This is a genomic window from Labrys sp. HAY1-8F (genome assembly GCF_056754975.1).
Genome location: NZ_JBPGWZ010000002.1, coordinates 3,454,542 through 3,470,593, shown reverse-complemented (window position 1 = coordinate 3,470,593; position 16,052 = coordinate 3,454,542). Strand labels below are relative to the sequence as shown.

The following is a 16,052-nucleotide window of genomic DNA, read 5'->3' as shown; positions in this document are numbered from 1 at the left end:
TTATGGTTTGGAGGCGGCCTCGATCGCGGGCAGCAGCCTGGACTTCAGGCTGTCCTCGCTCAGCGGGCCGACAATCTTGTCGACGATCTCGCCCTTGGCATTGACCACGAAGGTCTCCGGCACGCCATAGACGCCCCAATCGATGGCGGAACGGCCGTTGACGTCGACGCCCACGGCCGCATAGGGATTGCCGAAGGTACCGAGATAGCGGCGCGCATTGTCGGGATCGTCCTTGTAATTGATTGCGACCAGACGCGCCTTGTCGAGGCCCGCAAGCTTCATCAGCACCGGATGTTCGTCCCGGCAAGGGCCGCACCAGGATGCGAAGATGTTGACCACGCTCACGCCGCCCGATTTCAGATCGCCGGTGGCAAGCCCCGGAAGCGTCTTGCCGTCCCGCGCGAGTTCGGCGAGCGGCGGCAAACTCATCTCAGGCACGGGTTTGCCGATCAGAGTGGAGGGCAAGGCCGAGGGATCGCCGCCCGAGCGGAGCTGGTAGAAGAACAGGCCGGCAAGCGCCGCGAACACGATCAAGGGCAGGAACACCAGCGCGCGGCGGCGCGGTGCCGGCGGCAGGGCGTGGCTTTCGGTCATGGCGTCTGCCCGCTTTGATTGGCGTCCCGACGCGAACGGCGGCGCAGGCCCTGGGATTCCAGCTCGGCCAGGGTCTTGTGCTGTGCCTTGTGATCGAGCATCACCCAGGCGATCAGCGCCACGATCACGATCGCCGCCAGGCCATAGGCCCAGGCGATGAAAGCCCAGTGCGGACCAAGGTCCATGCCGAACACCACCATGTCAGACCTCCACCGGAACGGAGGCGGTCATGGCCGGGGTGACGCCGGCCGCCGCCATCAGGCGCATGGTGCGGATACGCCGGCGCAGGATTTCGTTGCGCATCGCCATCAGATGCAGCGTGGCGAAGAGCAGGGTGAAGGCGATCGCCATGTCGAGCAGCGGCCACAGCATCATCCACGAATAGATGGTGGAACCGCCGATGCGGAACACCGACGCACCCTGGTGCAGGGTGTTCCACCAGTCCACCGAGAATTTGATGATCGGAATGTTGACGGCGCCGACCAGTACCAGCACGGCCGAGATCCGCGCCGCCCTGCTGGGATCCTCGATGGAGTGCCACAGCGCCATCAGCGCCAGATACATCAGGAACAGCACGAGTACCGAGGTCAGGCGCGCATCCCAGACCCACCAGGTGCCCCACATCGGCTGCCCCCAGAGCGAACCGGTGATCAGGCACAGCAGGGTGAAGGCAGCGCCGATCGGCATGGCGGCCTTCATCGCCACCTCGGCAAGGGGATGACGCCAGACCAGCACACCGAGTGCCGAAAGCGACATCGCGCCCCAGCCGGCCATGGCGAGCCAGGCACAGGGCACGTGAATATACATGATCTTCACCGTGGCGCCCTGCTGGTAGTCGTCGGGCGCAACGGCCGCCCCGTAGAGACCAGCGGCGAACAACAGCACCGTCGCTCCTGCCAGCCAGGGCAGGAGACGGCCGGCAAGGCCCATGAACAGGGTGGGATTGGCGTATTTCCACATGCGATTGTTTTACCTGCGCGCGCGCAGGGAGACAATCTCGCAGGGAACACAAAAATGGGAGGCCAGGCGGAAGGACCTCCCCAATCCATGAGGAAGTCCCTCCGGCTGCACGGGCATCTTGCCCGTCTTTTTGGAAGCACCGCGTCTGCTCACCGGGGAAGAACGGCATAGCAACAAGCAAGCATATCGCCGGGATGCCAGTACACCCGGAAAACTCGCGCTTACTTGGTCGTGTAGCCGCCATTGACGAGGATGGTCTGCCCGGTCATCCACCAGCCGTCGGAGACGAGGAAGCGGATATAGGGCACGATGTCCTCGATGTCGGTGAGGCCGGTCTTGGAGAATTTCGACAGGGCGCCGGCGCTCTTGTGATAGGCGACGGCATCCGCGCCCTCGGCCGGATAGAAGAAGGACGTGTCCATAGGGCCGGGGCCGATGGCGGTCACCGAGATGCCGCGCTCGCCGAACTCCTTGGAAGCAGCTCTCGTGAAATGCTCCACCGGCGCCTTGGTGCCGGCATAGGCGGCATAGAACGGCGTGAAGGCGCCGAGCAGCGAGGTGACGAGCGTGCAGATCTTGCCGTTGTCGTTGAGGTGCTTGCCGGCTTCCTTGAGGAAGAAGAAGGCGGTTTTCGAGTTGACCGCGGTCATCTCGTCATACTCGGCCTCGGAGATCTCGACGAAAGGCTTCTTGAGCACCTTGCCCACGGTGTTGACGGCAATGTCGGGACGGCCGACGGCCGCGATCGTGTCGGCAAACAGCTTCTCGACCGCGCCGGCCGAGGTGAGGTCGCCCTGGAAGGCGACGCCCTTGGCACCGGCCGCGTTGATGGCAGCAACGGTTTCATCGGCCGCCGCCTTGGTGGCAGCGCTGTTGTAGTGAACAGCCACCGCCTTGGCGCCCTGCGCCGCCAGATCGCGCGCCAGAAGGCCGCCCAGATTCTTGGCGCCTCCGGCAATCAACGCCACTTTTCCCTTGATGCTGTGATCGGCCATGCTGGATCTTCCTGTTTGTGAAGGGGGAGGCTAATGGAAGGTCAGCTTATCGTCTTGAATTTCGATATAAAGCTGCCCATTCGAACATGACATGTTAAGATCTCGTACCAATCTGGTATCAGGCCGTGGACCGCATCGACCTCTTCCGTATCTTCGTTCGCGTCGTCGATAGTTCGAGTTTCACGCGCGCCGCCAACACGCTGGGGCTGCCGCGCCCCTCGGTCTCGGCAGCCATCAAGGATCTGGAAGCCCGCATGGGCGCGCGCCTGCTGCATCGGACCACCCGCAAGGTCGCCCCCACGCAGGATGGACTGGCCCTCTATGAGCGTTGCCTGCGCCTGCTCTCCGATTTCGAAGAGACCGAAGGTCTGTTCCGGCAGGCTGCCGTCGGCCCGGCGGGGCGCCTGCGTGTCGACCTGCCCGGGCGCATCGGCCGGTTGATCGTGGCTCCGGCCTTGGCCGAGTTCCTCGATCTCTATCCCGAGATCGACGTCGATCTCGGGGTGACCGACCGCACCGTCGACTTGGTCGAGGACAGCCTCGACTGTGTGCTGCGGGTCGGCCCTCTCAGCGATTCAGGGCTGATCGCCCGCACCATCGGCGAATTGCCTCTCATCAATGTTGCCAGCCCTGCCTATCTCGCGCGTCATGGCGTGCCCCGCAGCCCCGAAGATCTCGACGAGCACCTGGCCGTCAACTATGCCTCGCCCACCACGGGGCGGGTCGAGCCCTGGGAATGGTTGGCTCAAGGCGCGGTCCAGACGCGTTTGGTGCGCAGCCGCGTCGTCGTCAACGGCGCGGAAGCCTATATCGCCTGCTGCCTGGCGGGTTTCGGCCTGATCCAGATACCGGCCTATGACGTGAAGCGCCATATGGCGGCAGGTGAGCTCGTCGAGGTCATGCCCAACCACCGCGCTGCCTCCATGCCGATGACGCTGCTCTTTCCGCATCGCCGGCATTTCTCGCGCCGTGTGCAGTTGTTCGCAGACTGGCTTGAAGCCCTGCTCCGGCGCGAAGTGCTGATGCCGTAGAGCCCGTTATTCCAGTCCGAAGCGTAGGGCCCAGGCCGCTGCCACCGTGCCGAGCACGATGGAAAACAGCGTCATGGCCGATAGCAGCAGGAAGGGCGGCAGGAAGGGCATCGGGCCGGTGATCGCGGCGGTGGCGGCGGCCACCCCGAAGATCAGCACGGGGATGGTGAGCGGCAGGATCAGGATAGAGATCAGCATGCCGCCACGCCTGAGCGCGACGGTCAACGCCGCGCCGATGGCACCGAGAAAGGTGAGGGCCGGCGTGCCCACCAGCAAGGTCAGCGTCACGGCCGCAAGGCCCTTGCCAGGCAGATTGACGAACAGGCCGAGCAGCGGCGTCGCGATGACCAGCGGCAGGCCGGTCGTCACCCAATGCGCCAGCGCCTTTACCGCTACGGCCAGTTCCAAGGGGGGCCCGCCGAGATGGATGAGGTCGAGCGACCCGTCGTCGAGATCGGCCTGGAACAGGCGATCGAGGCCGAGCAGCGTCGCCAGCAGGGCCCCGAGCCAGAGCACAGCCGGGCCGATACGTGTGAGCAGATTGAGGTCGGGACCGACACCGAAGGGAATGACCGTCACCACCGCAAGGAAGAAGATGACGCCGACCGGCGCGCCACCGCCGGCCCTGACAGCCAGCCGCAATTCCCGCACGAACAGGGCCCCGAGCGCACTCATGCCGTACCGATCGCCAGCGTCCGGCTCGGTGCGAGACCGAGATCGCCATGGGTCGCGGCCAGGATCAGCCCGCCGCCCTGGAGATGCTCGCCCATCACCTCGGCAAGACGGGCCTGGGTGGTGCTATCGAGCGCCGATGTCGGCTCGTCCAAAAGCCAGACCGGCCGCCGCGACACCAGGAGCCGGCACAGAGAGAGCCGGCGCTTCTGTCCGGCCGAGAGATAGGCTGCGGGCAGGTCGATGAGATGCTCGATGGCTAGGATATCGAGGGCATCCTCGATCGAGCGATCGGCATCGCCGTAATAAGCGCGCCAGAAGCCCAAATTCTCGCGCACGCTCAGGGAGGGCTTCAGGGCATCGGCATGGCCGCAATAATGCATGTGCTCGGCGGGCGTCTTCTCGGCACCGCCGCCATCCAGGCGTATCCGCCCGTCCCGGTGCGGCACCAGGCCGGCGATCACCCTGAGCAAGCTGGATTTGCCGGCCCCGTTGCGGCCCGTTACCGCAACGAGGTCGCCGGCACCGGCGGAAAAGCCGACCCCTTCGAACACGAGCCGCCCGCCCCGCTCGCAGGCGAGGTTCTCGATCGTCAGGCGCAGGGGCGAGGCATTGCTCACACGACGCCGATGTTCAGGAGGTCGAGCATATGGACGACACCCACGGGCCGTCCGCCTTCCACGGCGAACAGCACGGCGATGCGCCTGGAGTCCATCACCTCCATGGCTTCGCTGACCAGGGCATCGGGGCGGATGACCTTGGGTGTACGTGTCATGATGTCGTCGACCCGCCGAGTCATCAAATCGTCGCTCATATGGCGCCGGAGGTCGCCATCCGTGGCGATACCGATCAGCGCGCCGGACGCATCGACGACGCCGACGCTGCCGACTCCCTTCTTCGACATCACCAGGATGGCCTCCGACATCAGCGTACCCTCGGCGACCAGCGGCACCGCGTCGCCGGTACGCATGACGTCGCGCACGAATTTGAGCGAAGCGCCGAGCTTGCCACCGGGATGGAAGACACGGAAATCTGCGGCGGTGAAGCCGCGTGTTTCCAGCATGGCCATGGCCAGGGCGTCGCCGAGCGCCAAGATCATCAGGGAAGACGTCGTCGGCGCCTGGCCGTTCGGGCAGGCTTCCTTGGCCTGGGGCAGGACCAGCGGCAGGTCCGCCGCCTTGGCCAAGGTGGAACTCGCCACCGAGGTCACCGCGATCAAGGGTACGTTGAAGCGGGTGGCATAGTCGATGATGTCGCCGAGCTCGCGCGTCTCGCCCGACCAGGACAGGGCGATGACGGCATCATCAGCCGTGATCATGCCGAGATCGCCATGGCTGGCCTCGCTCGGATGCACGAAGAAAGCGGGCGTGCCTGTAGAGGCGAAGGTGGCGGCGATCTTCTTGCCGATATGGCCCGATTTGCCCATGCCGGTAATGATGACCCGGCCCTTGAGGCGGGCGACGAGATCGATGCAAGCGCCGAATATGGGGCCGAGATCGCCTTCGATTGCCTGCGCCAATGCTTCCAAGCCGACGCGTTCAGTTGCGATGGTGCGCAGGGCCGATTGCTGCGCCGCCTTCACCATGCCATCACCTTGCTTCAAACCTGCCTCGTCACGATTTGTTTCGCGGCGGTATTTATCACAGAATCAGTAAAGAGAATCAGGATTCGGGAACGCTTTCATGCCCTGCACGCCTTCTAACGTCATCGCGCGCACGATGCGGCTCGGGTCCGTTCTGGGCCTCATGATTCTCGGCCTCGCGCTTCCCGGTCTGGCCTCACCCGCCCGCGCCGACGGCTATCTGACCTTCGTTACCGCGTTGTGGCCACGGGCCGAGAAGGTCGGCATTTCCCGCGAGACCTTCGATGCCGCCTTCGCCGGGCTCGGCGTCGATCCCAAGGTGATCTCGCTGGCCGGCACCCAGCCCGAATTCAACCAAACCATCCGCGCCTATGTCGATGCCCGCCTGAGCGCCGACCGCATCGCCCAGGGCAAGGCGATGGCGCAGCGCTGGAAATCATGGCTCGACAAGGCCGAGGAACGCTATGGCGTCGATCGCTACGTCATTCTCGCCATCTGGTCGCTGGAGAGCAATTACGGCGCCTCGCCCGGCAATTCCGACATCATCCGCTCGCTCACCACGCTGGCCTGCTGCACGGCCAAACGGCCCGAACTCTTCCGCAACGAATTGATCGATGCCCTCAAGATCCTGCAGGAGCACGACATCACGCCGCGCGGCATGACCGGTTCCTGGGCAGGGGCGCTGGGCCAGGTGCAGTTCATGCCCTCCAGCTTTCTGAAATATGCCGTCGACATGGATGGCGACAACAAGCGCGACATCTGGAACGAAGAACCCGACGTCATCGGTTCGATCGCCAACTATCTCAAGCTGCACGACTGGGATGCCGGCAAGCGCTGGGGCCATGAGGTGAAGCTGCCGGCGAAATTCGATTTCACCGCCATCAATGCTCATGATGGCGGCCCGGTCGGGGCCTGGGCCAAGCTCGGCGTCGCCAGGGTCGACGGCAAGCCGTTGCTGGACACCGGCAAGGCTGAAACCGACAAGGCTGAAACCGACAAGGCCTGGCTATTCCTGCCAGCCGGTGCCAAGGGACCGGCCTTCCTGATCTTCCAGAACTATTGGGCGATCAAGACCTACAACATCTCCGATTCCTACACGCTCTCTGTCGGGTTGCTCGCCGACCGTATCCGCGGCATCCCCTCGCTGCAGGGCCGCTGGCCGTCGCAGGAAACCACGCTCAACCGCGCACAGATCACGGCGATGCAGAAGAAGCTGAAGGCGCTCGGCTATCCCATCGAGACGATCGACGGCAAGATCGGCCCGGCAGCGCGGGCGGCTCTGCGCACCTGGCAGGCCAAGGCAGGGCTGGTGGCCGACGGCTATCCGACCCCGGCAGTGCTGCAGAAACTGAGCGCGACGCCCTGATGCGTGATAATCTTTCCGGCTAGGGCGTGTCATTCCTGCGAAATCGGAGACCGGCCTTGAAGCAGCGCCTCCTCCTGATCGTCCTGTTCGTGCTCGCTTCTGTCATCCTGTCGCAGCGGCATGTCATGGCGCGCGACAGCGGGGGCGACACGCCGGGGCAGGCCCTGCGTCAATATCAGGAGATGCAGAACAAGGTGCGCCAGCAGAACGCCCGGCCGGCGCCCGTACGGCGCACCAAGGTCCGGGCTTCGCCCTTCGCCCTGCCCAAACCCGCCAAGGTGGCGCCGGCACCAGCCGTGCCGCCTTCCTCCTTCGTGCATGTCATCGGCGATTCGATGGCGGATCAGCTCGCCGCCGGATTGACGGACGTCCTGGACGATCGGCCCGACATCGCCATCATCCGCAATGTCAAAGCCGATAGCGGCCTGGTGCGCAACGACTTTTACGACTGGAACAAGGGCATCGCCGATCTGCTCGCCGCCAATGCCCAGATCGATGCCGTGGTGATCCTGATCGGCTCCAACGACCGCCAGACCATCCGGGATGACGGCACCCGCTTCGAGCCGCAATCAGAGGAATGGGAAGCCGCTTATCGCAAGCGCATCGACGCCCTGATCGCGCCTCTGAAAGCCCGCGGCGTCAAGATCTTCTGGGTCGGCTTGCCGCCGATGCGCAGCGACGTGCTCAGCGCTGCCATGGTGCGGTTCAACAGCCTCTATCGCAGCCAGGTAACGGCGGCGGGCGGCCTCTATGTCGACATCTGGGACGGTTTCGTCAATTCGGACGGATCCTATGCCGCCAGCGGCACCGGGCTCGACGGCCAGCCGGCCCGCCTGCGCAAGGCCGATGGCGTACACTTCTCCGATGAAGGCGCCAAGCTGGCGGCGCATTTCCTCGAAAGCGATCTGAGGCGCCTGCTCGGCGAGGCGCCGCCGGCACCGATGGTAGCAACCGCCCCAGTCGCTGAACCCACCCCCGATACGCCCGGGGACTCTCCGGCCGAAAAGCCCGAATACGGGCCCGTCCTGCCGCTCGACGCCTATGAAACCGCGCCCGGCGGCCAGTTGCTCGGTGGCGGGGCGCCCAAGCCAGGCGGTGCCGACCCCAGTGTCGCCAGAGTGCTCGGACAGGGCGAAAGCCTGCCTTCCCGTGAGGGCCGCGCCGACGATTTCCGCTGGCCGGCGCAGGCAGTGCCTTAAAGGGAATGCGGACATCCCGGCGGCATGCAGGCATGTCGCGATGTCCGCGCCCTACTCATCGCCGCGCGGTGTCGAGCGCCATGCGGGCGGCGAGGCCCATCAGCACCGTGCCCATCAGCCAGCGCTGCACCGTCGTCCACAGCGGCCGGTCCGCCAGGAAGGCGGAGATAGTGCCCGCCATCACCACGAAGCAGGCATTGAAGAAGGCACTGACCAGGATCTGGATCAGGCCGAGCTGCAGGGTCTGGCCGAGCACAGGGCCGGAATGATCCACGAATTGCGGCAGCAGCGAAAGATAGAGTGCGGCGACCTTGGGATTGAGCAGGCTGGTGAACAGGCCCATGCCATAGAGCCGCCGCACCGAATCGGGTTTGAGCGTGCGAATCTCGAAGGGTGAACGTCCGCCGGGCTTGAGCGCCTGCCAGGCCATCCAGGCGAGATAGGCAGCGCCGGCGATACGCAGGGCATCATAGGCATAGGGCACCGCGAACAGCAGCGCGGTGATGCCGAAGGCCGCCAGCAGCATATAGATCACGAAGCCGGTGACGACACCGGTGAGCGAGATCAACCCCGCCAGACGGCCCTGGCAGATCGAGCGCGAGACCAGATAGGCCATGTTGGGGCCGGGTGTCAGCACCATGCCGACGGCAATGGCGGTGAAGGCGAGGACGGTCGTGAGGGAGAGCATGGGGGGGCCTCGGTTTTCCCTTCCTACGTGCCTTACGCCCATCCGTACAAGCATCCACGCGCATTCATCATCACTTTGAATGGACACGTCAAAATCCGTGATGGCAGGAATGGTGCGGCGATCGTCTCAGCCCCGTCTCTCGATGGAACGAGACCGGCGTGAAAGGTGGCGCGTGAATATCGGTCTGAAGACCGGCACACCGAAAAAGGCGGGCCCGAAGGCCCAATGCAGTTCGCTGAAGGAGGAAACGCTCCGATTTGTCATAGCCGGACTTGACCCGGCTATCCAGAAATCGCGCGAAAGCGCTGGATTGCCGGGTCAAGCTCGACAATGACGAAGATCGTGCAAACTCGAAGACGCTTAAGTGAACGGCATTGGGCCCGAAGACCCGGTCCCTCAGCGCGGCAGCGTCGTCGCGCCCATCAGCGCCTCGTCGATGGCACGGGCGGCCTGACGGCCTTCGCGGATGGCCCAGACCACCAATGACTGGCCGCGCCGCATGTCACCGGCGGCGTAGACCTTGTCCATCGAGGTGCGGTAGTCCCGATCGGTAGCGGCGATATTGCCCCGCTTGTCGAGCTCGACACCCGACTGGTCGATCATGCCGGCCTTGATCGGTCCGGTGAAGCCGAGGGCGATGAAAACCATATCGGCGCGCAACACGGTTTCCGTGCCCTCGATCGGCCGGCGCTTCTCGTCGGCACGGGCGATCTTGACACCGGTGACCCGGCCATTCTTGCCGACGATACCGAGCGTCACCGCCTGGAATTCGCGCTCGGCACCCTCGGCCTGCGAGGAGGAGGTGCGCATCTTGGTCGGCCAATAGGGCCAGATCGCCAGCTTGTCTTCCTTCTCGGGCGGACGGGGCCGGATGTCGAGCTGAGTCACCGAGATGGCGCCCTGGCGGAAGGAGGTGCCGACACAGTCCGACGCGGTGTCGCCGCCACCGATCACCACGACATGCTTGCCGGTGGTCAGCAGCGGTTCTTCCTTGGAGATGTCCTCGCCACCGACGCGGCGGTTGCTCTGCACCAGATACGGCATGGCGAAATGGACGCCCTCGAGCTCGGCGCCCGGCAGGGTCGGATCGCGCGGGGTCTCGGCGCCACCAGCCATCAGCACGGCATCGTGGCCGGCCTTGAGGTCGGCGAAGCTCATGGTCACACCGATATTGACGCCATAGTGAAAGGTAACGCCCTCGGCCTCCATCTGGCGCACGCGACGCTCGATATGGTGCTTCTCCATCTTGAAGTCCGGGATGCCGTAGCGCAGCAGGCCGCCGGCGGCGGGCTCGCGCTCATAGACATGCACCTCGTGGCCTGCGCGGGCAAGCTGCTGTGCACCTGCCAGACCCGCCGGGCCGGAGCCAACGACGGCCACCTTCTTGCCGGTCTTCACCTTGGCGATCTCGGGCTGGATCCAGCCCATGGCCCAGGCCTTGTCGGCGATCGACTGCTCGATCGTCTTGATGGTAACCGGCACATCCTCGAGGTTGAGCGTGCAGGCTTCCTCGCAGGGCGCCGGACAGATGCGGCCGGTGAATTCCGGGAAGTTGTTGGTGGTGTGCAGGTTGCGCGCCGCCTCCTCCCAGTCGTCGTGATAGACGAGGTCGTTCCAGTCCGGGATCTGGTTGTTGACCGGACAGCCCGTCGGGCCATGGCAATAGGGCACGCCGCAATCCATGCAGCGCGCCGCCTGCTTGGCGACATCCTTGTCGTCGAGCGGAAGGGTGAATTCGCGGTAGTGGCGGATGCGGTCGGCGGCCGGAATATACTTCTGGTCCTGCCGATCGATCTCGAGAAATCCTGTTGCCTTGCCCATACTAAGTCCTCCGGTCGAACCGGATGCGCGCCGCGCTATCCGGGGCCGTTGTCAAAAGATCCATGTCGCGGACTTCGGTATCCGCGACGATGCCGAAATCACTCCGCCGCCATCATGGTGCGGGCTTTTTCCATCTCGCGCAGGGCGCGGCGATATTCGACCGGCATCACCTTGACGAAGCGGGTGCGATAGGTCGCCCAATCGTCCAGCATGGCCTTGGCAAGCGTCGAGCCCGTATAATGCAGGTGGTTCTCGATCATCTTGCGCAGGCGCTCCTCGTCATAGCGGCCCATGTCGCCGGAGACGTCGATGCGGCCCTTGAACTCGAGGTCACCGCCATGATGGTGCAGGCGCTCCATCAAATCCTCTTCCTCTTCCACCGGTTCGAGATCGACCATGGAGAGGTTGCAGCGTTTGGCGAAGCTCTGGTCCTCGTCATAGACATAGGCGACACCGCCCGACATGCCGGCCGCGAAGTTGCGGCCCGTCTGGCCGAGCACGACCACCACGCCGCCGGTCATGTATTCGCAGCCATGGTCGCCGGTGCCCTCGACCACCGCCGCGGCGCCCGAATTGCGCACCGCGAAGCGCTCGCCCGCCACACCGCGGAAATAGCACTCGCCGGAAATAGCGCCGTAGAGCACGGTGTTGCCGATGATGATCGACTTCTCCGGCACGGCCTGGGTCTCGGGGCTCGGCTTGATGATGATGCGGCCGCCGGAAAGGCCCTTGCCGACATAGTCGTTGGCCTGGCCCACCAGCGTCAGGTCGATGCCCGCCGCCAGGAAGGAGCCGAAGCTCTGGCCGGCCGTGCCTGACAGATTCACCTTGATGGTGCCGTCGGGCAGGCCTTCATAGCCGTAGCGCAGGGCGACTTCGCCCGAGAGCATGGCACCGGCCGTGCGATCGACATTGGTGATCTTGCCCTCGATGGTGACCTCGCGGCCATAGTCGAGCGCCGGTGCCGCCTCGGCGATGAAACCGCGGTCGAGCACGGTATCGATCGGGTGCTTCTGCTTCTCCTCGTGGCGGATGCCGACATTGGCCGGCACGTCCACCTTGTGGAAGAGCTTGGTGAAATCGAGTCCCTTGGCCTTCCAGTGCTCGATGGCATCCTGCTTGTCGAGCAGGTCGGAGCGGCCGATCAGCTCGTCGAGCTTGCGGAAGCCGAGCTCGGCCATCAGCTCGCGCACTTCCTCGGCGACGAAGAAGAAGTAGTTGATGATGTGCTCGGGCGTGCCCTTGAAGCGCTTGCGCAGCACGGGGTCCTGCGTCGCCACGCCCACCGGGCAGGTATTGAGGTGGCACTTGCGCATCATGATGCAGCCGGCCGCGATCAGGGGCGCGGTGGAGAAGCCGAATTCGTCCGCCCCGAGCAGCGCGCCGATGACGACGTCGCGGCCGGTCTTGAGCCCGCCATCGACCTGCAGGCGCACGCGCGAACGCAGGCGGTTGAGTACCAGCGTCTGCTGGGTCTCGGCCAGGCCGGTTTCCCAGGGACTGCCGGCATGCTTGATCGAGGTCAGCGGCGAAGCGCCGGTGCCCCCTTCGAAGCCGGAGATGGTGATATGGTCGGCGCGGGCCTTGGCGACGCCGGCGGCGACGGTGCCGACACCGACTTCCGAAACCAGCTTGACCGAGACATCCGCCGCCGGGTTGACGTTCTTCAAATCGAAGATCAGCTGCGCCAGATCCTCGATCGAATAGATGTCGTGATGCGGCGGCGGCGAGATCAGGCCGACGCCCGGGGTCGAGTGGCGCACCTTGGCGATGACGGCATCGACCTTGTGCCCGGGCAGCTGGCCGCCCTCGCCGGGCTTGGCGCCCTGCGCGACCTTGATCTGCATCATGTCGGCATTGACCAGATATTCGGCGGTGACGCCGAAGCGGCCCGAGGCGACCTGCTTGATGGCCGAGCGCTTGGAGCGCCCGTCCGGCAGGGTCTTGAAGCGCTCGGCTTCCTCGCCGCCTTCGCCGGTGTTGGACTTGCCGCCGATGGCGTTCATGGCGATGGCCAGCGATTCATGGGCCTCGCGCGAGATCGAGCCGAAGGACATCGCGCCGGTAGCGAAGCGCTTTACCAATTCGCTCGCGGGCTCGACCTCGGCCAGGGGCACCGAGGCCATGCCGCGCTCACCAGCCGTCTTGATGCGGAACAGGCCACGGATGGTCTGGAGCTGGCCGTTCTGCAGGTTCACCGTATCGGCAAAGTCGCGATAGCGGTCCTGCGCATTGTTGCGCACGGCATGCTGCAGCGTGGCGACGCTGTCCGGTGTCCAGACATGGTCCTCGCCGCGGATACGGTAGGCATATTCACCGCCGACATCGAGCGCGTTGCGAAAGATCGGCGCGTCCGAGAAGGCGTCCTTGTGGCGTGACACGGCCTCGGCAGCGACCTCGTTGAGGCCGACGCCCTCGATCATGGTGGCGGTGCCGAAGAAGAACTCGTCGACGAAGGCCGAAGAGAGGCCGATGGCGTCGAAGATCTGTGCGCCGCAATAGGACTGGTAGGTCGAGATGCCCATCTTGGACATCACCTTCAGCACGCCCTTGCCGATCGACTTGATGTAGCGCTTGACCACCTCATATTCGTCGACTTCCTCGGGGAATTCGAGCTGGGCATGAAGCGTGGCCAGCGTCTCGAAGGCGAGATAGGGGTTGATCGCCTCGGCGCCATAACCGGCAAGGCAGCAGAAATGATGGATCTCGCGTGCCTCGCCGGTCTCCACCACCAGGCCTGCCGCCGTGCGCAGCCCCTTGCGGATGAGGTGATGATGCACCGCCGCCGTCGCCAGCAGCGCCGGGATCGGGATGCGGTCCGGGCCGGTCTGGCGGTCGGACAGGATGATGATGTTGTAGCCGCCATGCACCGCCGCCTCGGCGCGCTCGCATAGCCGCTCGAGTGAACCGCGCATGCCGTCCGCGCCCTGGATGGCCGGATAGGTCATGTCGAGCGTCTTGGTGTCGAAACGCTCCTCGACATGGCCGATGCAGCGGATCTTCTCCAGATCCTCATTGGTGAGGATGGGCTGGCGCACTTCCAGGCGCTTCTTGCGGGACGTGCCCTCGAGGTCGAGGATGTTCGGGCGCGGTCCGATGAACGACACCAGGCTCATCACCAGTTCCTCGCGGATCGGGTCGATCGGCGGGTTGGTGACCTGGGCGAAGTTCTGCTTGAAATAGGTGTAGAGCAGCTTCGACTTGTCGGAGAGCGCCGAGATCGGCGTATCCGTGCCCATCGAGCCGACGGCCTCCTGGCCGGTGGTCGCCATCGGCGGCAGCAGCAGCTTGATGTCTTCCTGGGTGTAGCCGAAGACCTGCTGGCGATCGAGCAGCGACACGTCGGTGCGCGAGGCGCGCGCTTCCACCGGGCGCAGATCCTCCAGCACGATCTGGGTGCGCTTGAGCCAGTCGCGATAGGGATTGGCAGTGGCGAGCGAGGCCTTCATCTCGTCGTCGGAGACGATGCGTCCTTCCTCCAGGTCGATCAGCAGCATCTTGCCGGGCTGCAGGCGCCACTTCTCGACGATGTCGGCCTCGGGAATCGGCAGCACGCCGAATTCGGAGGCGAGCACGACAAGCCCATCCTTGGTGACGAGATAGCGGGCGGGCCTGAGGCCGTTGCGGTCGAGCGTAGCGCCAATCTGGCGGCCATCGGTGAAGACCACGGCGGCCGGCCCATCCCAGGGCTCCATCAGCGCGGCGTGGTATTCGTAGAAGGCGCGCCGGTCCTCGGACATCAGCGGATTGCCCGCCCAGGCCTCGGGGATCAGCATCATCATGGCGTGGGCGAGCGAATAGCCGCCCTGCACCAGGAATTCGAGCGCATTGTCGAAGCAGGCCGTGTCGGACTGGCCTTCATAGGAGATCGGCCAGAGCTTGGAGATGTCGTTGCCGAACAGCTCGGAATCGACCGAGGCCTGGCGCGCCGCCATCCAGTTCACATTGCCGCGCAGTGTGTTGATCTCGCCGTTGTGCGCGACCATGCGGTAGGGGTGGGCCAGCGTCCAGCTCGGGAAAGTATTGGTCGAGAAGCGCTGATGCACCAGGGCGATGGCGCTCTGGAAGCGCTCGTCGGTGAGGTCCTTGAAATAGTCGCCGAGCTGGGTGGCGAGCAGCATGCCCTTATAGGTGATGGTGCGGCTGGACACCGAGACCGGATAGAAGCCTGCCGTCACCGGCCGGCGCTCCACATCGTTATAGATGACGTTGGAGATCACCTTGCGGATGATGAACAGCCGGCGCTCGAACTCGTCCTGATCGGGCGTGGCGGCCGAACGGCCGATGAAGGCCTGCATGTGGATCGGTTCGGTCGGCAGCACGCTTTCGCCCAGGCCCGAATTGTCCACGGGCACGGCGCGCCAGCCGAGGAACACTTCGCCTTCCTCGGCCACGATCTTCTCGACCACGCGCATGGCATGCACGCGGCCTTCCTCGTTGCGCGGCAGGAAGAAGAAGCCGACGGCATAATCGCCCGGCGCCGGCAACTCGAAGCCCAGCGTGGCGCATTCGGCGGCGAAGAAGTCGTGCGGGATCTGCACGAGCATGCCGCAGCCGTCACCCGCCTTCGGATCGGCGCCGACGGCGCCGCGATGGTCGAGATTGTGCAGGATCTGCAGCGCCTGCGCGATGATCTTGTGGCTCTTGCGGTTCTTCATATCGGCGATGAAGCCGACGCCGCAGGCATCCTTCTCATTGGCGGGATTGTAGAGGCCCTGGGCTTCGGGCAGGCCAGGATCGCGCAGCACCAGGCTGCGCGTATCCAGGTCAGGCGTTCGGCGGTCTTTCGTCACGGTGGCATTCGTTTTCGTCGCAGCGTCGATCGCCGCCGCCGAAACCGTCTGCTGTCCGTGTTGGAAGATCGCGCTCATCGCCTGTTTCCTCTTCGCCTCAGTCACCTGTTGGATATCAAGTCCCGGGCGGTTCTACCGCATCCGTTCCTTCGACACCTGTCAACGCTCACCACCGGACGCAGTCCGATGAACCGCAGGAGGGAGCCAGATGCATTGATCTCGCCCTGCCCCGCTTCCCAGCTTCACACACTCGCCCGCTCATCGCCTGCCCTTGCAAGGGTCGGGCCGCGACTATGCCGCCGGATTGTGAAAGCTGTCACTCAATTGTGCACCGCTCCGCGCTGAAACGCG

13 protein-coding genes are annotated in these 16,052 nt (G+C 64.8%); 3 read left to right on the top strand and 10 right to left on the bottom strand.

What is annotated here, in order from left to right; all coding sequences use genetic code 11:
• The 4 genes from ACR9ZN_RS25070 to ACR9ZN_RS25055 all read right to left on the bottom strand — a co-directional run bounded on the left by ACR9ZN_RS25070 (position 1) and on the right by ACR9ZN_RS25055 (position 2,549).
• Positions 1–594 carry a DsbE family thiol:disulfide interchange protein gene (locus ACR9ZN_RS25070; RefSeq protein WP_434959128.1) on the bottom strand — a complete coding sequence of 198 codons (594 nt, stop codon included), beginning with the start codon at positions 592–594 and terminating at the stop codon, positions 1–3.
• Entirely contained in the window at positions 591–794 is a 204-nt protein-coding gene (ccmD, locus tag ACR9ZN_RS25065) for a heme exporter protein CcmD (RefSeq protein WP_434959127.1), read from the bottom strand. Before ccmD ends, ACR9ZN_RS25070 begins: the two co-directional genes overlap by 4 nt.
• Before the next feature lies 1 nt (position 795).
• Positions 796–1,554: a heme ABC transporter permease gene (locus ACR9ZN_RS25060; protein ID WP_434959126.1), complete on the bottom strand. Its 759-nt coding sequence runs from the start codon at positions 1,552–1,554 to the stop codon at positions 796–798.
• A gap of 221 nt (positions 1,555–1,775) precedes the next feature.
• A complete protein-coding gene (locus ACR9ZN_RS25055) occupies positions 1,776–2,549 on the bottom strand; it encodes an SDR family oxidoreductase (RefSeq protein ID WP_454811859.1) in 774 nt (257 codons plus the stop codon).
• Between the two features lie 125 nt (positions 2,550–2,674).
• Here ACR9ZN_RS25055 and ACR9ZN_RS25050 point away from each other — a divergent pair, with 125 nt between their 5' ends.
• Positions 2,675–3,580, top strand: a complete 906-nt coding sequence (locus ACR9ZN_RS25050; RefSeq protein WP_481273466.1) for a LysR family transcriptional regulator — start codon at positions 2,675–2,677, stop codon at positions 3,578–3,580.
• Between the two features lie 6 nt (positions 3,581–3,586).
• On the opposite strand, the gene ccmB is transcribed toward ACR9ZN_RS25050, so the two are convergent.
• Genes ccmB through ACR9ZN_RS25035 form a run of 3 tightly spaced genes read right to left on the bottom strand, consistent with a single transcriptional unit; the run spans position 3,587 to position 5,837 of the window.
• Positions 3,587–4,255 carry a heme exporter protein CcmB gene (ccmB, locus tag ACR9ZN_RS25045; protein WP_434959123.1) on the bottom strand — a complete coding sequence of 223 codons (669 nt, stop codon included), beginning with the start codon at positions 4,253–4,255 and terminating at the stop codon, positions 3,587–3,589.
• Positions 4,252–4,854, bottom strand: coding sequence for a heme ABC exporter ATP-binding protein CcmA (gene ccmA / locus ACR9ZN_RS25040; protein ID WP_454816643.1), 603 nt, complete (start codon positions 4,852–4,854; stop codon positions 4,252–4,254). The genes ccmB and ccmA overlap by 4 nt, the downstream gene beginning before the upstream one ends.
• Before the next feature lie 14 nt (positions 4,855–4,868).
• Positions 4,869–5,837: a KpsF/GutQ family sugar-phosphate isomerase gene (locus tag ACR9ZN_RS25035; RefSeq protein WP_434959748.1), complete on the bottom strand. Its 969-nt coding sequence runs from the start codon at positions 5,835–5,837 to the stop codon at positions 4,869–4,871.
• A 97-nt stretch (positions 5,838–5,934) separates the two neighbouring features.
• Between ACR9ZN_RS25035 and ACR9ZN_RS25030 the strand changes: the two genes are divergently transcribed.
• Positions 5,935–7,200: a lytic murein transglycosylase gene (locus ACR9ZN_RS25030; protein ID WP_481273465.1), complete on the top strand. Its 1,266-nt coding sequence runs from the start codon at positions 5,935–5,937 to the stop codon at positions 7,198–7,200.
• Positions 7,201–7,256: 56 nt separating this feature from the next.
• Positions 7,257–8,399: an SGNH/GDSL hydrolase family protein gene (locus ACR9ZN_RS25025; protein WP_481273464.1), complete on the top strand. Its 1,143-nt coding sequence runs from the start codon at positions 7,257–7,259 to the stop codon at positions 8,397–8,399.
• A gap of 55 nt (positions 8,400–8,454) precedes the next feature.
• Here the strand turns inward: ACR9ZN_RS25025 and ACR9ZN_RS25020 are convergent, their stop codons facing one another.
• From ACR9ZN_RS25020 to gltB, 3 genes are all read right to left on the bottom strand, one after another.
• Positions 8,455–9,087, bottom strand: coding sequence for a LysE family translocator (locus tag ACR9ZN_RS25020; RefSeq protein ID WP_434959120.1), 633 nt, complete (start codon positions 9,085–9,087; stop codon positions 8,455–8,457).
• A gap of 396 nt (positions 9,088–9,483) precedes the next feature.
• Complete coding sequence (locus ACR9ZN_RS25015) at positions 9,484–10,908, bottom strand: glutamate synthase subunit beta (RefSeq protein WP_434959119.1); 1,425 nt, start codon at positions 10,906–10,908, stop codon at positions 9,484–9,486.
• A 98-nt stretch (positions 10,909–11,006) separates the two neighbouring features.
• Positions 11,007–15,779: a glutamate synthase large subunit gene (gene gltB / locus ACR9ZN_RS25010; protein WP_441774197.1), complete on the bottom strand. Its 4,773-nt coding sequence runs from the start codon at positions 15,777–15,779 to the stop codon at positions 11,007–11,009.
• Between the last annotated feature and the right edge of the window lie 273 nt (positions 15,780–16,052).